Source organism: Streptomyces sp. NPDC028991 (assembly GCF_055564775.1).
Genome location: NZ_JBVHVP010000002.1, coordinates 502,113 through 520,277 on the forward strand (window position 1 = coordinate 502,113; position 18,165 = coordinate 520,277).

Annotated in this window: 19 protein-coding genes; 10 read left to right on the plus strand and 9 right to left on the minus strand. The window is 71.6% G+C overall.

Annotation, left to right across the window (positions count from 1 at the left end; translation table 11 throughout):
- Positions 1 to 175 precede the first annotated feature (175 nt).
- The 6 genes from ACZ4V1_RS06440 to ACZ4V1_RS06465 all read left to right on the plus strand — a co-directional run bounded on the left by ACZ4V1_RS06440 (position 176) and on the right by ACZ4V1_RS06465 (position 6,543).
- Positions 176 to 1,765, plus strand: a complete 1,590-nt coding sequence (locus ACZ4V1_RS06440) for an ABC transporter ATP-binding protein (RefSeq protein ID WP_468330168.1) — start codon at positions 176 to 178, stop codon at positions 1,763 to 1,765.
- On the plus strand, positions 1,765 to 2,889 hold the full coding sequence (locus ACZ4V1_RS06445; RefSeq protein ID WP_055418199.1) for an ABC transporter permease: 1,125 nt from the start codon (positions 1,765 to 1,767) through the stop codon (positions 2,887 to 2,889). Before ACZ4V1_RS06440 ends, ACZ4V1_RS06445 begins: the two co-directional genes overlap by 1 nt.
- Complete coding sequence (locus ACZ4V1_RS06450) at positions 2,886 to 4,151, plus strand: ABC transporter permease (protein ID WP_468330171.1); 1,266 nt, start codon at positions 2,886 to 2,888, stop codon at positions 4,149 to 4,151. The genes ACZ4V1_RS06445 and ACZ4V1_RS06450 overlap by 4 nt, the downstream gene beginning before the upstream one ends.
- The gene (locus tag ACZ4V1_RS06455; RefSeq protein WP_468330174.1) at positions 4,148 to 4,540 is read left to right on the plus strand and encodes a cytidine deaminase; all 393 of its coding nucleotides are present in this window, start codon (positions 4,148 to 4,150) and stop codon (positions 4,538 to 4,540) included. The genes ACZ4V1_RS06450 and ACZ4V1_RS06455 overlap by 4 nt, the downstream gene beginning before the upstream one ends.
- A gap of 44 nt (positions 4,541 to 4,584) precedes the next feature.
- Positions 4,585 to 5,862, plus strand: coding sequence for a thymidine phosphorylase (locus ACZ4V1_RS06460; RefSeq protein ID WP_468330942.1), 1,278 nt, complete (start codon positions 4,585 to 4,587; stop codon positions 5,860 to 5,862).
- A gap of 96 nt (positions 5,863 to 5,958) precedes the next feature.
- Positions 5,959 to 6,543 carry a Uma2 family endonuclease gene (locus ACZ4V1_RS06465; protein ID WP_468330177.1) on the plus strand — a complete coding sequence of 195 codons (585 nt, stop codon included), beginning with the start codon at positions 5,959 to 5,961 and terminating at the stop codon, positions 6,541 to 6,543.
- 1 nt (position 6,544) lies between these two features.
- Here ACZ4V1_RS06465 and ACZ4V1_RS06470 read toward each other — a convergent pair whose 3' ends face one another.
- The gene (locus ACZ4V1_RS06470; protein ID WP_468330180.1) at positions 6,545 to 7,465 is read right to left on the minus strand and encodes an AEC family transporter; all 921 of its coding nucleotides are present in this window, start codon (positions 7,463 to 7,465) and stop codon (positions 6,545 to 6,547) included.
- Positions 7,466 to 7,591: 126 nt separating this feature from the next.
- Here ACZ4V1_RS06470 and ACZ4V1_RS06475 point away from each other — a divergent pair, with 126 nt between their 5' ends.
- Complete coding sequence (locus ACZ4V1_RS06475) at positions 7,592 to 7,978, plus strand: STAS domain-containing protein (protein ID WP_468330183.1); 387 nt, start codon at positions 7,592 to 7,594, stop codon at positions 7,976 to 7,978.
- Here the strand turns inward: ACZ4V1_RS06475 and ACZ4V1_RS06480 are convergent.
- On the minus strand, positions 7,871 to 8,875 hold the full coding sequence (locus tag ACZ4V1_RS06480; RefSeq protein ID WP_376674260.1) for a sigma-70 family RNA polymerase sigma factor: 1,005 nt from the start codon (positions 8,873 to 8,875) through the stop codon (positions 7,871 to 7,873). The genes ACZ4V1_RS06475 and ACZ4V1_RS06480 overlap by 108 nt on opposite strands.
- 107 nt (positions 8,876 to 8,982) lie before the next feature.
- Positions 8,983 to 10,296, minus strand: a complete 1,314-nt coding sequence (locus tag ACZ4V1_RS06485; RefSeq protein WP_468330187.1) for an MFS transporter — start codon at positions 10,294 to 10,296, stop codon at positions 8,983 to 8,985.
- A 63-nt stretch (positions 10,297 to 10,359) separates the two neighbouring features.
- On the opposite strand from ACZ4V1_RS06485, the gene ACZ4V1_RS06490 reads away from it, so the two are divergent.
- A complete protein-coding gene (locus ACZ4V1_RS06490) occupies positions 10,360 to 11,313 on the plus strand; it encodes a LysR family transcriptional regulator (RefSeq protein ID WP_468330190.1) in 954 nt (317 codons plus the stop codon).
- A 27-nt stretch (positions 11,314 to 11,340) separates the two neighbouring features.
- On the opposite strand, the gene ACZ4V1_RS06495 is transcribed toward ACZ4V1_RS06490, so the two are convergent.
- The gene (locus tag ACZ4V1_RS06495; protein WP_468330193.1) at positions 11,341 to 12,102 is read right to left on the minus strand and encodes an alpha/beta hydrolase; all 762 of its coding nucleotides are present in this window, start codon (positions 12,100 to 12,102) and stop codon (positions 11,341 to 11,343) included.
- A 157-nt stretch (positions 12,103 to 12,259) separates the two neighbouring features.
- Here ACZ4V1_RS06495 and ACZ4V1_RS06500 point away from each other — a divergent pair, with 157 nt between their 5' ends.
- Both ACZ4V1_RS06500 and ACZ4V1_RS06505 read left to right on the plus strand, forming a co-directional pair.
- A complete protein-coding gene (locus ACZ4V1_RS06500) occupies positions 12,260 to 13,429 on the plus strand; it encodes an adenosine deaminase (protein ID WP_468330196.1) in 1,170 nt (389 codons plus the stop codon).
- A gap of 139 nt (positions 13,430 to 13,568) precedes the next feature.
- Positions 13,569 to 13,937: an ATP-binding protein gene (locus ACZ4V1_RS06505; protein ID WP_468330199.1), complete on the plus strand. Its 369-nt coding sequence runs from the start codon at positions 13,569 to 13,571 to the stop codon at positions 13,935 to 13,937.
- Positions 13,938 to 14,032: 95 nt separating this feature from the next.
- Here ACZ4V1_RS06505 and ACZ4V1_RS06510 read toward each other — a convergent pair whose 3' ends face one another.
- From ACZ4V1_RS06510 to afsQ1, 5 genes are all read right to left on the minus strand, one after another.
- Positions 14,033 to 14,236, minus strand: a complete 204-nt coding sequence (locus ACZ4V1_RS06510; RefSeq protein WP_468330202.1) for a PspC domain-containing protein — start codon at positions 14,234 to 14,236, stop codon at positions 14,033 to 14,035.
- Positions 14,237 to 14,331: 95 nt separating this feature from the next.
- Positions 14,332 to 14,883 (minus strand): VanZ family protein, encoded by a 552-nt coding sequence (locus ACZ4V1_RS06515; RefSeq protein ID WP_468330205.1) that lies wholly within the window; start codon positions 14,881 to 14,883, stop codon positions 14,332 to 14,334.
- 123 nt (positions 14,884 to 15,006) lie between these two features.
- A complete protein-coding gene (locus tag ACZ4V1_RS06520; RefSeq protein ID WP_468330208.1) occupies positions 15,007 to 15,615 on the minus strand; it encodes a hypothetical protein in 609 nt (202 codons plus the stop codon).
- Positions 15,615 to 17,345, minus strand: a complete 1,731-nt coding sequence (locus tag ACZ4V1_RS06525) for an ATP-binding protein (RefSeq protein WP_468330945.1) — start codon at positions 17,343 to 17,345, stop codon at positions 15,615 to 15,617. Before ACZ4V1_RS06525 ends, ACZ4V1_RS06520 begins: the two co-directional genes overlap by 1 nt.
- The gene (gene afsQ1, locus ACZ4V1_RS06530; RefSeq protein ID WP_003974066.1) at positions 17,243 to 17,920 is read right to left on the minus strand and encodes a two-component system response regulator AfsQ1; all 678 of its coding nucleotides are present in this window, start codon (positions 17,918 to 17,920) and stop codon (positions 17,243 to 17,245) included. Before afsQ1 ends, ACZ4V1_RS06525 begins: the two co-directional genes overlap by 103 nt.
- Positions 17,921 to 18,165: the final 245 nt, after the last annotated feature.

Below are 18,165 nucleotides of genomic sequence, written 5' to 3' on the forward strand. Positions count from 1 at the left end.
GGCGGGGTACGGGGAGGAGCCTCGGGGCCCCTCCCCGTACCCCGTCGTGTCGATGTGCCGCCGCCGCTTTTAGATGCCGTAGGGGCGCTACGCGCGTAGACGGCCCCCGTCCCCAGGAGAGTGCGCCATCAACGCGTCCAGCAGCCCTCCGGCCGGAGCGGCGGTCAACGAATCGGTGACCGCCGTCGAACTCGCCGGGATCACCAAGCGATTCCCGGGTGTCGTGGCCAACCACGACATCCACCTCACCGTCCACAAGGGCACCGTCCACGCCCTCGTCGGCGAGAACGGCGCCGGCAAGTCGACCCTGATGAAGATCCTCTACGGCATGCAGAAGCCGGACGAGGGCACCATCGCGGTCGACGGCGAGCAGGTGAGCTTCTCCTCGCCCGCCGACGCCATCGTCCGCGGCATCGGCATGGTCCACCAGCACTTCATGCTCGCCGACAACCTCACGGTCCTCGAGAACGTGGTCCTCGGCAGCGAGAAGCTGTACGGCATCGGCGGCAAGGCTCGCGGGAAGATCAAGGAACTCTCCGAGCGGTACGGCCTCGGCGTGCGCCCCGACGTCCTCGTCGAAGAGCTCGGCGTCGCCGCCCGCCAGCGCGTGGAGATCCTGAAGGTCCTCTACCGCGGCGCCCGCACGCTGATCCTGGACGAGCCGACCGCCGTCCTGGTGCCGCAGGAGGTGGACGCACTCTTCGACAACCTGCGCGAACTGAAGGCCGAAGGCCTGTCGGTCATCTTCATCTCGCACAAGCTGGGCGAGGTCCTCTCCGTCGCCGACGAGATCACCGTCATCCGCCGCGGCACGACGGTCGGCACCGCCGTGCCCGCCGAGACGACCCCGCGCCAGCTCGCCGAGCTGATGGTCGGCAGCGAGCTGCCCACCCCTGAGACCGCCGAGTCCACCGTCACCGACCGCCCCGTCCTCGCCGTCGACACGCTGCGCCTGGCGGCCCCCGGCGGCAAGGCCCTGCTGGACGACATCTCCTTCACCATCCACGCCGGCGAGGTGCTGGGCATCGCCGGCGTCGAGGGCAACGGCCAGACCGAGCTGGTCGACGCCCTCATCGGCCTGCGCCACGCCGACTCCGGCACCATCCGCTTCCTCGACGAGGACATCACCGCGCTGCCCACCCGCAAGCGCCGCGAGCAGGGCGTCGGCTACATCCCCGAGGACCGCCACCGCCACGGCCTGCTCCTGGAAGCCCCCCTCTGGGAGAACCGCATCCTCGGCCACGTCACCGAGAAGCCCAACAGCAAGGGCGTCTGGCTGGACCCCAAGGGCTCCCAGGAGGACACCCGCCGCATCGTCGAGACGTACGACGTCCGCACCCCCGGCATCGACGTCACCGCCGCCTCCCTCTCCGGCGGCAACCAGCAGAAGCTGATCGTCGGCCGGGAGATGAGCCACAAGCCGCGCTTCCTGATCGCCGCCCACCCCACGCGCGGTGTGGACGTCGGCGCGCAGGCCGCCATCTGGGACCACATCCGCGAGGCGCGCCGCGAGGGACTCGCCGTCCTGCTGATCTCCGCCGACCTGGACGAGCTGATCGGCCTGTCCGACACCCTGAGGGTGATCTACGACGGCAGGCTGGTCGCGGACGCCGACCCGGCCACCATCACCCCCGAGGAGCTGGGCTCGGCGATGACCGGCGCCGCGACCGGCCACCTGGAACACGACGAGACCGACGAGACCCCCGAGGTCCGTGAGTCTCCCAAGTCTCAGTCCCCCGAGGCTCCGGAAGACGAGGCCCGCTGATGAAGAAGTTCGACAAGGAGCGCGTGCTCCTCGCGGTGGCCGGTCCGGTCATCGCGCTCGCCGTGGCCTTCGTGCTGAGCGCGATCGTCCTGATCGCCTCGGGCAAGAACCCGGTCGAACCGTTCGCCCTGATGTTCGAGCAGGCCGGATTCTCCGACATCCAGGTCCTGATCATCAACCAGGCGTCGATGTACTACATCGCGGCCCTCGCGGTGGCCGTCGGCTTCCGGATGAACCTGTTCAACATCGGCGTCGACGGCCAGTACCAGCTCGCCGCCATGATGGCCGCGATCGTCGGCGCCCACGCCAACCTCCCGGCCGCCCTCCAGATCCCGCTGCTCCTGCTGACCGCCGTCCTCACCGGCGCCTTCTGGTCCGGCATCGCCGGTGTCCTCAAGGTGACCCGAGGCGTCAGCGAGGTCGTCGCGACGATCATGCTCAACGCCATCGCCACCTCCGTCATCGGCTACCTGTGGCTGCCGGACGTCTTCGGCGTCAAGATCGGCAACAACAACACCACCGGCGAGATGCACGAGTCCGGCTGGGTCCCCGGCATCGACATGGGCGCGGCCGGCGAGATCTACGGCCTGGTCATCCTCGCCCTGCTGCTCGGCATCGGCTACTGGGTCGTCCTCAACCGCACCCGCTTCGGCTTCGACCTGCGCGCCTCCGGTGCCTCCGAGTCCGCCGCCGCGGCCAGCGGCGTCAACCCCAAGCGCATGGTGCTCACCGCGATGCTCCTCTCCGGCGGCCTCGCCGGTCTCGCGGGCCTGCCCATCCTGCTCGGCGACACCCACACCTACAGCCTCAACTTCCCCACCGGCATCGGCTTCCTCGGTATCGGTATCGCCCTGCTCGGCCGCAACAGCCCGGTCGGCATCGCCTTCGCCGCCCTGCTGTGGGCCTGGCTCGACAAGGCCTCGCCCGAACTGGACTTCCACGGCTACGACAAGGAGATCGCGGTCATCATGCAGGGCCTGATCGTCCTCTCCGTCGTCGTCTCCTACGAGGCCGTCCGCGAGTGGGGCCTGCGCCGCCAGCAGCGCCGCGTCGGCGCGGAGCTGGCCGCCGGTCACGTCCTCGGCGCCACCGACAACACCAAGAAGGAGGTGGCTGGCCGATGACCACCGCAACCGACCTCAACCAGCCCACGCTGGAGCACGGGGCGCCGGCCGGCCGCCGGATCTCGCTGCCCGTCCTGCTGCTGATCATCGCCGGTGCCCTGGCACTGACCTCCATCGTCCGCCTCATCACCGGCGCCAACGGCATCACCAACGTCAGCCAGATGTCCACCGCGCTCCAGCTCGCCGTGCCGATCGGCCTCGCCGGTCTCGGCGGCCTGTGGGCCGAACGCGCGGGCGTCATCAACATCGGCCTCGAGGGCATGCTGATCCTCGGCACCTGGTTCGGCGCCTGGGCCGGCTTCCAGTGGGGCCCGTGGACCGGCGTCCTGATGGGCATCGTCGGCGGCGCGCTCGGCGGCCTGCTGCACGCGATCGTCACGATCACCTTCAACGTCAACCACATCGTCTCCGGCGTGGCCATCAACATCCTCGCCCTCGGCGCCACCCGCTACCTCGCCCCGCTCGCCTTCGAGGGCCACCAGGGCGGCTCCGCCAAGCAGTCCCCGCCGGTCGACTCGCTGGGCCACTTCTCGGTGCCAGGGCTCTCCGACGCCCTGGAGAGCCTCAACGACCGGCACTGGTTCTTCGTCTCGGACATCGCGGGCCTGCTCGGCGGCCTGGTCACCGACGTCTCCTGGCTCACCCTGATCGCGGTCGCCCTGATCCCCGCCAGCTGGTACATCCTGTGGCGCACCCCGTTCGGCCTCCGCCTGCGCTCCTGCGGCGAGAACCCGGTCGCGGCCGAGTCCCTCGGCGTCAACGTCTACAAGTACAAGTACCTCGCCGTCATCATCTCCGGCGGCCTGGCCGGCCTCGGCGGCGTCTTCCTCTCCATCGTGGCCAACCCCTTCTACCTGGAGGGCCAGACCAGCGGCCGCGGCTACATCGGCCTCGCCGCGATGATCTTCGGCAACTGGATGCCGGGCGGCCTCGCCATCGGCGCCGGCCTCTTCGGCTACACCGACAGCCTCAACCTGCGCGGCGGCTCCGCCAACGTGCACGCCCTGCTGCTGCTCGGCGCGCTGCTGCTGGTCGCCGGGGCCATCTGGCTGGTGATCCGCAAGAAGTACGTCAAGGCCGCGATCACCGTGGTGATCGGCGCCCTGGTCTTCGCCTGGTACGCCACCACCGACGACGTCCCCAACCAGGTCGTCTCCGCCACGCCGTACGTCGTCACCCTCGTGGTCCTCGCGCTGTCCGCGCAGCGCCTGCGGATGCCGAAGGCGAACGGCATGCAGTACCGGAAGGGACAGGGCAAATGACCGACGCCGACTGGGGCACGCTGCGTACGGCTGCCCGCGAGGCGATGGACCGGGCCTACGCCCCCTACTCCGGGTACGCCGTCGGCGCCGCCGCCCTGGTCGACGACGGCCGCACCGTCACCGGCTGCAACGTCGAGAACGCCAGCTACGGCATCGGCCTGTGCGCCGAGTGCGGGCTCGTCTCCCAGCTCCAGCTGACCGGCGGCGGCCGGCTGACGCACTTCGTCTGCGTCGACGGCCGCGGGGCGGTCCTCGTCCCGTGCGGCCGCTGCCGGCAGCTGCTGTACGAGTTCGGCGGCCCGGAGCTGCTGCTGGAGACCCCGGAGGGCGTCCTGCCCCTGTCCGAGATGCTCCCGCAGGCCTTCGGCCCCGGGCACCTCACCCAGTAACTCCCGCAATCCCGTCATCCCGTTAGGAAGAGCCAGCCATGGCCATGGACGTCATCTCCGTCATCCGCACCAAGCGGGACCGCGGCGAACTCAGTGCCGAGCAGATCGACTGGGTCATCGACGCCTACACGCGCGGCGAGGTGGCCGACGAGCAGATGTCCTCGCTCGCGATGGCCATCCTGCTCAACGGCATGAACCGCGGCGAGATCGCCCGCTGGACGGCCGCGATGATCGCCTCCGGCGAGCGCATGGACTTCTCGTCCCTGTCCCGCCCGACCGCCGACAAGCACTCCACGGGCGGCGTCGGCGACAAGATCACCCTGCCGCTGGCGCCCCTGGTGGCGGCCTGCGGCGCGGCGGTCCCTCAGCTCTCCGGCCGGGGCCTCGGCCACACCGGCGGCACTCTGGACAAGCTCGAGTCCATCTCCGGCTGGCGTGCCCTCCTCTCCAACGAGGAGATGCTGAACGTCCTGGACACCACCGGCGCGGTGATCTGCGCGGCCGGTGACGGCCTCGCACCCGCCGACAAGAAGCTCTACGCCCTCCGGGACGTCACCGGCACGGTCGAGGCGATTCCGCTCATCGCCTCCTCCATCATGTCCAAGAAGATCGCCGAGGGCACCGGCTCCCTGGTCCTGGACGTGAAGGTGGGCAGCGGCGCCTTCATGAAGACCATCGAGGACGCCCGTGAGCTGGCCTCCACGATGGTCGGCCTCGGCACCGACCACGGCGTGAGGACGGTCGCGCTCCTCACGGACATGGCGACGCCCCTCGGCCGCACCGCGGGCAACGCCCTGGAGGTCCGCGAGTCGGTCGAGGTGCTGGCCGGCGGCGGCCCGTCCGACGTCGTCGAGCTGACCCTCGCCCTGGCCCGCGAGATGCTCGACGCGGCGGGCCTGCCGGACGCCGACCCGGCGAAGGCCCTGGCCGACGGCTCCGCGATGGACGTCTGGCGGCGCATGATCGCGGCCCAGGGCGGCGACCCGGACGCGGCCCTGCCCACGTCGAAGGAGCAGCACGTGATCAAGGCGGGCGCCTCGGGCGTCCTGACCCGCCTCGACGCCTACGACATCGGCGTCGCCGCCTGGCGCCTGGGCGCGGGCCGCGCCCGCAAGGAGGACCCGGTGCAGGCGGGTGCGGGCGTCGAGCTGCACGCCAAGCCCGGCGACACGGTCATCGAGGGCCAGCCCCTCCTGACCCTCCACACGGACACCCCGGACCGCTTCGAGTACGCCCTCGCGGCGGTGGAGGGTTCCTACGACGTCGCCCCGGCGGGCACCGACTTCATGGCGTCGCCGGTGGTGCTGGAACGTATCGCCTGATCAGGCGGTTCCTCGATCGGGTGAACGGGACCGGTAGACCTCTGCCGGTCCCGTTCGGCATGCTGGGTTCGGTGACGCACCGATAGGAGAACCGCCATGAGGGCACTCACCGTGAGCCAGGAGCCCGACCAGAACTGGGACGACCTCGTCCGGTTCTGGGAGGAGATGGAATGGCCCGAGGGCAGCAAGGTGGAGATCATCGAGGGGATCATCACCGTGTCACCAGCTCCGGGACTGCCTCACAACGCCATCGCCGAACGAATTCAGCGCCGCCTGTATTCGGTGATTCCTGGTGAATGGGGGGTCTATCAGACGCTCGCGCTCGCGGTGCCGTCCCGCCTGGGGATGCTGATCCCGGACATCGTTGTGGCACAGTTGCCCGATCACACCGAGTCCGACACCCACATCCCCGCCGCCCTCGCGGAACTCGTCGTCGAGGTGACCTCGAAGTCCAACGCCCGCCACGACCGCGTCAGCAAGCCGGCCGCCTACGCCGCAGCCGGTATCCCGCTGTACCTCCTCGTCGACCGCTGGGCCCCCGGCGGGCCTACCGCGACGCTCTACGGTGAACCGAAGGGTGACGTCTACCGGGTGCTGGGCGCCGCCAAGTTCGGCGATCCCCTCGCACTCCCCGCCCCCTTCGACCTGACCATCGACACCGGCGAGTTCCCCGAGGTTTGACTCACCCCAACACCGCCGCCACCCCCACCAGCACCGGCACCGAAACCAGCGTCGATACGAGAATCGCGTCCCGCGCCAGCCGCTCGCCCACCCCGTAGGTCGACGCGTACGTGTACAGGTTCTGTGCCGCGGGCAGCGCCGACGTCACCACCACGTCGAGGAGTTGCGCGCCGCGCAGTCCGAACACCCCGGACGCCAGCGCCCAGGCCACCGCGGGCTGGCCGATCGCCTTCAACGCCACCGCGAGCAGCACCGGCTGCCGCTCCGCACCCCGCAGGGGCATCGTGGAGCCGCACAGGCCGATGCCGAAGGCCAGCAGGACCGCCGGGACCGACATGTTGCCGATCAGGCTCACCGGGTCCATGACCGCGTCCGGCACCCGTACACCACTCGCGGCGACCGCGACCCCGGCCAGCGAGCCCAGCGCTATCGGATTGCGCACCGGCGTCAGCAGCCGCCGCCACAGCGGGCCCTTCCCGCCGCCGCCCGACAGGTCCAGGATCGTCACCGCCACCGGTGTCACCAGCACCAGCTGGAACAGCAGCACCGGCGCCACCAGCGAGGCGTCGCCCAGGACGTACACGGCGATCGGGATGCCGAGGTTGCCGGAGTTGACGTAGCCGGAGCAGAGCGCGCCGATCGTGGTCCGGCCCGTGCCCCAGCGCCGTACGACTCCCACCGCCACGAAGACCCCGGCCACCGCCACCGTCGACAGCGCCGTGACCAGGAGCCGGCTGGAGAAGACCACCGACAGGTCGGCTGTCGCGAGCGTCGTGAACAGCAGGGCGGGCGAGGCCACGTGGAAGGCGAGCTTGGTCAGGACCTCGCGTCCCTGGGGCCCGAGGTGGCCCCGCAGACCCAGCACGTACCCGACGGCGATGACGACCGCGATGACCGCGAAGCCGGTCAGCACCCCCTGCACGGCACCTCCCCGCCGAGCGGACGGGCCTGGAACGGCATGGGGCGGGGAGTCGATACGTGGGGCATGCAGCAAACCATCCGGGGCCGGGCGAGCGCACGTCAATGTGATCTCTGCCGACGGGCACCGATGACTTCCCGGCACACGCGGGGTCTACCGCACGTGGACGCCGTGACACCCGCCGTACTCGTGCTGCCGGGGCCTGTCTCCCGAGGGGAGACACCCCGGCTCTGCGACGAGGTGCGCGCGCTGATGGAAAGCACCCGGGCCGGGGTGGTCGTCTGCGACGTGGGCGGGCTGGGACCGCCGGGGCTCGCCGTCGTCGACCTGCTGGCCCGCCTGGAGCTCACCGCCCGGCGGGCCGGGGGCCGGATCCGGCTGCGCGACCCCGACCCGGCCCTGCACGCCCTACTGGACCTCGTCGGTCTCCGCTTCGAGACGGAGCGGCAGGTCGAACAGCGGGAACCACCGCTTGGTGTCCAGGAAGCAGTGGAACCCGGTGATGCGGCCGTCTGAGATCTCCAGCACCTGGACCGCCCAGGGTGCGAAGCCGCCCGCCTCCTCGTCCGGCTTGTAGTGCGCGAAGGCCGGCAGCCCGTTGGCCTCGACCGGCACCAGCCGCGAGTTCGCGCACGCGGCGCCGAGGGTCGTCATGAAGCCGGTGATGTCCGCCGAACCGGACAGCCACAGGTCGAACGGCGGCATCGTCATGACGGCGTCCTCGTGCAGCAGCGCCGTCAGCGCCGTCATGTCGTAGCCCTCGAAGGCCGCGACGTAGCGGTCCAGGAGCTTTTGCTGCTCCTCGTCCAGGGGGTCGGACACCGCCGCGCCGTCCCCCTGGTCCGCCCGCTCGGCGAGGGTGGCCCGGGCGCGCTGGAGGGCGCTGTTGACGGAGGCGACCGAGGTGCCGAGCAGCTCGGCGACCTCGCTCGCCTTCCACGCCAGCACCTCGCGCAGGATCAGCACCGCCCGCTGCTTGGGCGGCAACTGCTGCAGCGCGGCCATGAAAGCGAGCCGCACCGACTCCTTGGCGACCGCGGCCTCGGCCGGGTCGGCGGTCGAGGGCAGTACTCGGGCGTCGGGCATCGGCTCCAGCCAGGTGTGGTCCGGGCGGGGGGACAGGGCGGCCTGGGCCAGCGGGGTCGAGTCCGTCAGGTCCATCGGGCGGGCCCGCTTGTTGCCTGCCGTCAGCATGTCCAGGCAGACGTTGGTCGCGATCCGGTAGAGCCAGGAACGGAGGCTGGAGCGGCCCTCGAACTTGTCGTAGCTCCGCCAGGCGCGGACCAGGGTGTCCTGGACCGCGTCCTCGGCCTCGAAGGAGGAGCCGAGCATCCGGTAGCAGTACCCCGTCAGCTCGGTCCGGTGCTTCTCCAGCGCGGAGTCCAGCTCCGTCGTCACGGTGCCGTTGGTCATCGTCCACCCACCCCTGTGGCGTCCCGTCGTGCGCGTCTTCGCGCCTCGCACTTCGGAAGCTACCGCAGGGGACTGACAATGGCCTGTGCAGTCAAGAAAGGCGCAGGTCAGCGAGTGAGGCCGAAGACCCGCACCGGCGTGTTCGCGGCCTGCCGGCGCGCCGCCAGGGACCCGAGCACCGTGATGGCCACGACGCCCGCCACCGCCAGCAGCCCGACACCGACCGTCCCGGCCCAGCCGCCGGAGTGGAAGGCCAGCGCGCCGACCGTGCTGCCCGCGCTGGAGCCGACGTAGTAGGCGGACTGGTACAGCGCCGAGGCCTGGGCCCGGCCGTGCGTGGCCGTCTTGCCGACCGCCGAGGACGCCACCGCGTGCCCGGCGAAGAAGCCCGCCGTGATCAGCACCAGGCCCAGCAGGACCAGCGGGAGGGACGGGGCCAGGGACAGCAGCAGCCCCGCCGCCGTCGTACCACCGCCCAGGTACAGCGCCCCGCGGCGGCCGAGGCGGCCCACCAGACGGCCCGCCGTCGACGCCGAGACCGTGCCCACCAGGTAGACCAGGAAGATCGAGCCGATCAGGCCCTGGGGCAGCGAGAACGGCGCCTCGGCCAGGCGGTAGCCGATCACCGTGTAGACACCGCCGAACACCGTCATGAACAGCGCGCCGATCGCGTACAGGCGGCGCAGCAGCGGGTTGGCGAGATGGTCGCGGACCGTGCGGACCAGGACGCGCGGGCGCAACGAGCCCGGCGTGAAGTGCTTCGGCGCCGGCAGCAGCAGCCGGAAGGCCACCGCGCACGCCACCGCCAGGACCCCGATCACGCCGACGGCGATCCGCCAGCCCCACTCCTGGGCCACCCAGCCGGTGATGACCCGGCCGCTCATGCCGCCCACGCTGTTGCCCGCGACGAACAGGCCGATCGCGGTGACCAGCGCCCGCGGGGTGACCTCCTCCGCGAGGTACGCCGTCGCCGAGGCCGGCAGCCCGGCCAGTGCCGCGCCCTGCACCGCGCGCAGCGCGACGAGCGCCGGGAGCGAGGGGGCGAAGGGGACCAGCAGTCCGACGGTCACCGCGACCGCCAGCGAAGCCGTCATGACCGTACGCCGTCCGAAGCGCTCCGACAGCGCGCTCATCGGCAGCACGAACACCGCGAGGCCACCGGTCGCCGCGGCCACCGTCCAGCTCGCGTCGCTCGCCGTCACGCCCATGTCACCGGAGATCAGCGGGAGCAGGGCCTGGGTGGAGTACAGGAGCGCGAAGGTCGCGACGCCCGCGAGGAACAGGGCGAGGCTCATCCGGCGGTAGCCGGGGCCGCCCGGGGTCATCCGGGAGTCGGCGACGGGGGCGGCGGGCGGAGCGGAGGCGGAGACGGATGCAGCGGCGCCCACGGTGGTGGACGCCCCGGTATCGGCGGGAGTCATGCTGCGAAGGTACGGAGACCGTCACTCATCCGTCCAATGCATGGAATGGCCATAATCGTTCCCATGGTGCATCAGCAGAGCTCACAGGCCCGCCTGTCACCCTCCGGTGACACAGAAGACATCGTCGCGCTGCTCGCGCCCCGCCTCGCGCACTTCGCCGGCGTCGCCCGTACCGAGCACGTCACCCGGGCCGCCCAGGAGATGAACGTTCCTCAGTCGACCCTCTCCCGCGCGCTGGTCCGCCTGGAAGAGGACCTGGGCGTCGACCTGTTCGTGCGCCGCGGACGTACGCTCGCGCTGACCGTCGCCGGACGCACCTTCCTCGGCTCCGTCGAACGCGCCCTCGCGGAGGTCGAGCGCGCCGCCGACGAGGTCAGGGCGGACGCCGACCCGGCCACCGGCAAGGTCGCCTTCGGCTTCCTGCACACCATGGGCGCCGAGACCGTCCCCGGCCTGCTGCACGCCTTCCGCGCCGACCACCCCCGCGTCCGCTTCAGCCTCGTCCAGAACTACGGCGAGGCCATGCTGGAGCGCCTGCGCGCCGGCGAGCTCGACCTCTGCCTGACCTCCCCGGTCCCGGACGCCCCCGATCTGGTCGCGCGCCGCCTCGACGAACAGAAGCTGCGCCTGGTGGTGCCGGCCGACCACTCCCTGGCCGGCCGCAGGCGCATCCGCCTCGCCGAGGCCGCCGACGAGACCTTCGTGACCCTGGAGCCCGGCTACGGCCTGCGCCGCATCACCGACGCCCTGTGCAAGGAGGCCGGCTTCCGGCCCAGGGTGGCCTTCGAGGGGGAGGAGGCGGAGACGCTGCGCGGCCTGGTCGCGGCGGGCCTCGGTGTCGCCCTGCTGCCGCCGCCCGCCGTGCCCCGCCCCGGCGTGGTGGAACTGACGGTCACGGCCCCTCGCGCGGCCCGCGAGATCGGCGTGGCCTGGCTGGCGGGACGTACGGACACGCCACCGGTGGCGGCGTTCAAGAAGTTCCTGCTGTCGAGGAGGGGCCACCTGCTCCCCTCCTGACCCCGGCCGGTCCCGGACGCGGCACCCCTAGCGCCGCAACGACTTCCCGAACCCCACCGCCAGCGGCATCCGCAGCCCCAGCGGCGGGGGAGCGGCCAGCGCGTCCTCCACCGGCCGCGAGAACGCCTGCCCGAACAGCGCGCCCATCACGAAGTCCTCGGCGAGCGCGGCGACTTCCTCGCGGTAGTGCCGCAAACCGTGGCCGTCGGAGTGCACTTCGAACCGGCACACCGCACGGTTCGCCTTCTTCGCCCGGGAGGCCAGCCGGAACGACAGCTCGGGGTCGCTGCGCTCGTCGTTCGTGCCGTGCACGATCAGCACCTGGCGCCCGGCGAGCTGCTTCACCGGTTCGGGCGGTGCGGCCATGTCCTCGTCGGGCAGCCAAGGGGCGACCGCCAGCACCGAGTTGACGGCCTCGTGCCCCGCGGCGCGCAGTGCGGCCCGCCCGCCCATGCCGATGCCGACGAGGCAGACGGGAACGTCGCCGTAGCGCCGGACGGCCTCGTCGGCGGCCCAGTCGGCGTCCCGGGCGAGGTGGGCCTCGGCGCCGTTCCAGCCGCGGTAGCGGTAGTGCACGACGTGCGTGGCCAGGCCCTCGTCCCGTCCCGCGCGCGCGAGCCCGCGCCCCAACGCGCGCACGGACGCGGCCGCCAGCAACGGAGCGGGCTTGCGGCTGGACACCTCGTCGCCGCCGGGGAGCAGCAGCACCACCCCGCTCACCGCCGTCCCCTCCGGACCGAGCGTTCGCCCCAGCCGGGCCTGGCGGACCGGCGTCGCTTGCTGTGCCATGACAGAACATTCTCAGAAGACCGGGTGTACGCCACCCGTCATCGCAGTCACCGTTACATATCGACGAGTCCGTACACCGCGCCCCCGCACCCGGTCCGCATTTCCGCGTCCGTGCGTTCACCCGGTGCTCTACGCGCGTAGGAGTTAGAGTGCGGAAATGACGAGCCAGAGCACCGCGAAGACCACCGCGAAGACTCCGACGCCGGACCGGATCCGCCGGGCGCCGAAGGTTCTGCTGCACGATCATCTCGACGGCGGGCTGCGCCCCGGCACGGTCGTCGAACTCGCCCGTGCGGCCGGCTACTCACAACTCCCCGAGACCGATGCCGACCGGCTCGGCGCCTGGTTCCGGCAGGCCGCCGACTCCGGGTCGCTGGAGCGGTACCTGGAGACCTTCTCGCACACCGTCGGTGTCATGCAGACCCGCGACGCCCTGGTCCGGGTCGCCGCCGAGTGCGCCGAGGACCTCGCCGAGGACGGCGTCGTCTACGCCGAGGTGCGGTACGCCCCCGAGCAGCACCTGGAGGGCGGGCTCAGCCTCGAAGAGGTCGTCGAGGCCGTCAACGAGGGCTTCCGGGAGGGCGAGCGGCGCGCGAGGGACAGCGGCCACCGCATCCGCGTCGGTGCCCTGCTCACCGCCATGCGGCACGCCGCCCGCGCCCTGGAGATCGCCGAGCTCGCCAACCGCTACCGGGACCTGGGCGTCGTCGGCTTCGACATCGCCGGCGCCGAGGCCGGGTACCCGCCCACCCGGCACCTCGACGCCTTCGAGTACCTCAAGCGGGAGAACAACCACTTCACGATCCACGCCGGCGAGGCCTTCGGGCTGCCGTCCATCTGGCAGGCCCTGCAGTGGTGCGGCGCCGACCGGCTCGGGCACGGCGTGCGCATCATCGACGACATCCAGGTCCACGAGGACGGTACGGTCAAGCTCGGGCGGCTCGCCTCCTACGTCCGGGACAAGCGCATCCCGCTGGAGCTGTGCCCCAGCTCCAACCTGCAGACCGGGGCGGCGGACTCGTATGCCGAGCACCCCATCGGGCTGCTGCGCCGGCTGCACTTCCGGGCCACCGTCAACACGGACAACCGGCTGATGTCCCACACCGGCATGAGCCGGGAATTCGAGCATCTTGTCGACGCGTTCGGTTACACGCTCGACGACATGCAGTGGTTCTCCGTCAATGCGATGAAATCAGCGTTCATTCCTTTCGATGAACGACTGGCCATGATCAATGACGTGATCAAGCCCGGATACGCGGAGCTGAAGTCCGAATGGCTGTTCCAGCAGACGGCTTCCACCAGCGCTTTCCCTCAGGCTGAGAGCTGAGCGCGAGCAGACGGTAATACGGAAACGCGGGCGGGCTTTCACAATCCGTCCGCATTTCGATGTTTGCCGGGAGGGGTGCCGCGTGTTTACGTTCAAGGACCGCTCACATCCCCGTCATCCCATTTCGAGGACGCATTTCATGAAGCAGTCTGCTGCCAAGACCCTCGGCGTCGCCGCCCTCGGTGCCGCCTTCGCCGCCGCCGGCGCGGGCGCGGCCACCGCGGCCCCGGAGCTCCCGGACACCGCCCAGACGGTGGACTCGGTCGCCCGGACGCTCCCCGCGGAGACCGTCTCCCAGGTGGTGCCCGGCGCGGGCAACGTGCTGGAGCAGGGCCGCCACGTCTCCGGCGTGGGTCTGACCGCCGCGCAGCCGGTCGTCGAGCAGGTACTCGAACAGCAGCTCTCCGAGGGCCCGACCAAGCCGGTCGCCGGCCTGCTCGGCGGTCTGCCGGCCAAGGGTCTGCCCACCCAGGGCCTGCCGGTCAACGGCCTCCCGATCGGCGGCTGAGCCCGCCTCTCCCCACGCGCCGACGGGGCGCACCCGGTGTTCCGGGTGCGCCCCGTCGGTGTACCAGAGGGGAGGTACGTCCATCGGGCTGTCCTTCACCAGGCCGTACGGGCGGCCTTCTCCTCGGAGGGCAGCAGGATCCACAGGGCCAGGTAGAGCAGGAACTGCGGGCCGGGCAGCAGGCAGGAGACCACGAAGATCACCCGCATCGTGCTGGTGGAGGTGCCGAAGCGCCGGGCCAGCGCGGCGCACACTCCGCCGATCATGCGGCCGTTGGTGGGGCGGGCGAGGCGGGACATCGCGGCTCCTTCGTGAGCGTGTGGTGGGGACTGCCGGTCGGCTTCCCCTTCATCTGCCCTCTACGCTACGGAGACGAACGGAACAAAGCGTCGCTCTACGGGGCGATACCGACCCTGGGAATCGTCGGGGTCCGACCCTGAGCGGGCTCCTCCCGGGGGATGCCCTGCCGTCGCCCCCGCTCGGACCTGCGGCGGAGCCGGGCCCGGCCCGCGGGGACGAGGGCGAGGTGCACGAGGGCCACGCCCGCCGTGTTCAGCAGCAGCGAGTCGATGTCCACGACCTGACCGGGCACCCCGGTCTGCAGCAGTTCGATCCCCAGGGACAGCAGGGCCGCCGCCGCCATGGTGCGCAGCAGGGAGGCCGGCGGCGAGACGGTCAGCCGGCCGCCCGCCATGGGCAGCAGGACGCCCAGCGGCGCCAGCAGCGCGAGCGACCCGCCGATGGCCCGGGCCGCCGCGGGCCAGCCGAGTGCCAGGTCGGCGCGGATCCCGTCCAGCGGACGCAGGTTGGGAGGCAGCACCCAGGGGACGTCGAGTGGCCGCAGCGCGTACCAGGCGACGAACGCGAGATGTGCGACCAGGAGGACACTTCCTGTCACACGGATGCGGAGCGCGGCGCTGCCGCCGAGGAACCCATGACGCTGCACGCCTCTCTAGACGCGGACGCCGTCGCGCTCGGTTCCGGCCTCTCCCTCGCAGGGGTGAGGCTTGCGCCACACGGCCCCCGGAAGCCGCCTCCGCCCCGTCCCAGGCCGCCCACTCGCGGGCGGTCAGCCGTCCGTGACCTCGCTGGACGGCGGTTCGTTGCTGCCCGGCCGGGCGCGGACCTCGTCCGTGCAGACGTAGCGGCGTGCGGACCGGTCGCCGGGGCCCGCCAGTACGACGGAGCCGTCGCCCTCGGCGGCGGCCGAGTCGGAGAAGGTGCAGACGACCTGGGCGAGGGCGTACGACGTGAGGTCGTCGGGGGCGGTGTCCAGGCGCAGCGTGTCCTTCGGGTCGCCGGGGCGCGGGCCGGTCACGGCGATCCCGCGGCGTACGTCCGAGGTGTACCCGGCCTCCTTCTCCGCGGCCGACGGAGGCGCCGCGAGCTCGTTCAGCAGTCCCTGGGCCACCAGGACCCGTCGCCCGGAGTCCGCGCCGTCCGGCGCCGGTACCGTCCGGTCCACGGCCACCAGCGAAGAGCCGCACAGCAGGAACACCCGTACCGGCACCCCGGGCGCGGTCTGTGCCGACACGTCCGGCTCGGCGAGCGAACAGCGCACCCGCGAGGGCGCGGGGCCGTAGTCCGTGGGCACCTCCGTGGCCCGGATGCCGCACCCGGCGAGCAGTACGGCCAGCACGGCCAGCCCGGGGAGTGCCGTCAGGCGGCGTACGGTCATCAGACCTGTCCCTTCGCGTCCTTGCCCTTGCTCTCGCCCCCGGTGCCCCCGGTGCCCCCGGTGCCCCCGGTGCCCCCGGTGTCTCCCGAGTCGTCCTCGGCGTCGTCCTCGTCCGCCGGCGGGTCCTGCGGCAGCCGCAGTGTGAACACCGCTCCCCCGTCGGGGGAGTTGGACGCGGTGATCCCACCGCCGTGGATGTGCGCGTTCTCCAGGGCGATGGACAGGCCGAGCCCGCTGCCCTCGGAGCGCGGCCGGGAGGCGCTCGCCTTGTAGAAGCGGTCGAAGACGTGCGGCAGGACCTCCTCGGGAATGCCGGGCCCGTGGTCCCGTACCCGGATGAGGACCTCGTCGTCCGCCCGCGCCACCGACACCCGCACCGGCGACCCGCCGTGCTTGAGCGCGTTGCCGATCAGGTTGGCCAGGATCACGTCCAGGCGGCGCGGGTCGAGCCGGGCGTGGATGCCGCGCTCGGCGTCCAGGTCGACGGCGTCCAGCCAGGCGCGGGCGTCGACGCAGGCGGTGATCTGGTCGGCGACGTCGACGTCGTCCAGGACCAGCCGGGCGGTGCCCGCGTCGAAGCGGGTGACCTCCATCAGGTTCTCCACGAGGTCGTTCAGCCGCCGCGTCTCGCTGACCACCAGCCGCACGGCCGGCTCGATCATCGGGTCGAAGCCGCCGCCCTCGAACTCCAGCTCCTCCTCCAGTACCTCGGTGACCGCGGTGATCGCCGTCAGCGGGGTACGCAGCTCATGGCTCATGTCCGCCACGAAGCGCCGGGAGGCCTGCTCCCGGCCGGCCATGTCCGCGACCCGTTTCTCCAGCGCCTCGGCGGCGCTGTTGAAGGTCCGGGACAGGTCGGCCAGTTCGTCGGTGCCGGACACCCGCAGCCGGGTGTCCAGCTTCCCCTCACCGAGGCGCCGCGCCGCGACCCCGAGCCGGTGCACCGGCTTCAGCACGGTCGTCGCCAGCGCCTGCGCGAGCAGCGCGGAGCCGAGCAGGGCGAGTGCGGTGGCGATCCCGAGCGACCAGGCGAGCGAGTTGAGGTCCTTGGCCTCCGGTTCCAGCGACTTGAGCATGTAGCCGGTCGGCCCGCCGCCGATCACCTTCGTGCCGGCCACCAGGTAGGGGGTGTCGTCGTCGGTGATCCGCTGCCAGTACAGGTGGTACGGGTGCTTGTTGGCCGGGGTGACCTTCTGCTCCTTGTCCACCGCCGTGCGCAGCGACTCGGGCACGTCGGAGAGCACGAAGCCCCCCAGGCCGCCGGAACTGCCGTACACGGTCGAGCCGGCGGCGTTCTCGGCGACCAGCAGCACGCTGAACCGCTGGCTGCTGTTGGCCATCTGCCCGGCGGTGTGCTGCAACTCGTCCTGGGTGGGGTGTTCGGGCAGCGCGCCCGCCCGGTTCTGCATCTCCTGCTCGAAGTCGCGCAGCACGGCGTCCTGGGTGCGGGTGAGCACCGCCTCCCGGTTCAGCCAGTAGGCGATGCCGGACGCGGACACGGCGGCGGTGAGCGCGACGAGACCGAAGACGAGGACCAGCCGCAGGCGCAGGCTGGTGAAGCGCAGCCAGGACCAGACTCCCTTGCGAGCCGCGGCCCAGCCGCGTGAACCCCCCTGGTGTTCCCGTCTCACTGAGGCGGATCCAGCCGGTAGCCGACACCCCGCACGGTACGGATCAGGGTCGGGGACGACGGCACGTCCTCGACCTTGGCGCGCAGCCGCTGCACGCAGGCGTCCACCAGCCGGGAGTCACCGAGGTAGTCGTGCTCCCACACCAGCCGCAGCAACTGCTGCCGGGACAGCGCCTGTCCCGGCCGCCGGCTCAGTTCGAGCAGCAGCCGCAGCTCGGTCGGCGTCAGCTGGAGATCCTCGCCGTTCTTCGTCACGGTCATCGCCGACCGGTCGATGACCAGGCTGCCGAAGCTCGCCGAGTCGGTGGACTCCCGCTCCCCGCGCCGCAGCACGGCCCGGATACGGGCGTCCAGTACCCGGCCCTGGACGGGTTTGACGACGTAGTCGTCGGCGCCCGACTCGAGACCGACGACCACGTCGATGTCGTCGTTGCGCGCGGTCAGCAGGATGATCGGCAGCTGGTCGGTGCGCCGGATGCGACGGCACACCTCGAAACCGTCGATGCCGGGCAGCATCACGTCCAGCACGATCAGGTCCGGCCGCTGCTCGCGCAGCAGCTTCAGACCGTCCTCACCGCTGGCAGCGGTGGCCACCCGGTGGCCCTGGCGGGTCAGGGAGAGCTCCAGGGCCGTACGGATGGCGTCGTCGTCCTCGATCAGCAACAGGGAAGGCACGCGCTCATTCTGGCCCATGGAGGGGGTGCGGTTCGACCTGCGGGTCCGGATGGGGCCCCGCCACGCCGCCGGACCCTGTGAAGGAACGGTGGCGCAGCGGTGACGGACCCCTGTGACAGCTCTGTGACAGTCGGCGGACACGGCCATGAAGTCGCCGCGGCAGGCTTCTCGTCACAGGCAACACGGCAAGTCGCAGTACCGGCGAGTGCACAGCAAGCCGCAACACAGCAAGCCGCAACACAGCA

Coding starts and splice junctions, on each gene's coding strand:
- ACZ4V1_RS06445 (WP_055418199.1), top strand. CDS start 1,765: ATGAAGAAGTTCGACAAGGAGCGCGTGCTCCTCGCGGTGGCCGGTCCG.
- ACZ4V1_RS06450 (WP_468330171.1), top strand. CDS start 2,886: ATGACCACCGCAACCGACCTCAACCAGCCCACGCTGGAGCACGGGGCG.
- ACZ4V1_RS06455 (WP_468330174.1), top strand. CDS start 4,148: ATGACCGACGCCGACTGGGGCACGCTGCGTACGGCTGCCCGCGAGGCG.
- ACZ4V1_RS06460 (WP_468330942.1), top strand. CDS start 4,585: ATGGACGTCATCTCCGTCATCCGCACCAAGCGGGACCGCGGCGAACTC.
- ACZ4V1_RS06465 (WP_468330177.1), top strand. CDS start 5,959: ATGAGGGCACTCACCGTGAGCCAGGAGCCCGACCAGAACTGGGACGAC.
- ACZ4V1_RS06475 (WP_468330183.1), top strand. CDS start 7,592: ATGACTTCCCGGCACACGCGGGGTCTACCGCACGTGGACGCCGTGACA.
- ACZ4V1_RS06480 (WP_376674260.1), bottom strand. CDS start 8,875: ATGACCAACGGCACCGTGACGACGGAGCTGGACTCCGCGCTGGAGAAG.
- ACZ4V1_RS06485 (WP_468330187.1), bottom strand. CDS start 10,296: ATGACTCCCGCCGATACCGGGGCGTCCACCACCGTGGGCGCCGCTGCA.
- ACZ4V1_RS06490 (WP_468330190.1), top strand. CDS start 10,360: ATGGTGCATCAGCAGAGCTCACAGGCCCGCCTGTCACCCTCCGGTGAC.
- ACZ4V1_RS06495 (WP_468330193.1), bottom strand. CDS start 12,102: ATGGCACAGCAAGCGACGCCGGTCCGCCAGGCCCGGCTGGGGCGAACG.
- ACZ4V1_RS06500 (WP_468330196.1), top strand. CDS start 12,260: ATGACGAGCCAGAGCACCGCGAAGACCACCGCGAAGACTCCGACGCCG.
- ACZ4V1_RS06505 (WP_468330199.1), top strand. CDS start 13,569: ATGAAGCAGTCTGCTGCCAAGACCCTCGGCGTCGCCGCCCTCGGTGCC.
- ACZ4V1_RS06510 (WP_468330202.1), bottom strand. CDS start 14,236: ATGTCCCGCCTCGCCCGCCCCACCAACGGCCGCATGATCGGCGGAGTG.
- ACZ4V1_RS06520 (WP_468330208.1), bottom strand. CDS start 15,615: ATGACCGTACGCCGCCTGACGGCACTCCCCGGGCTGGCCGTGCTGGCC.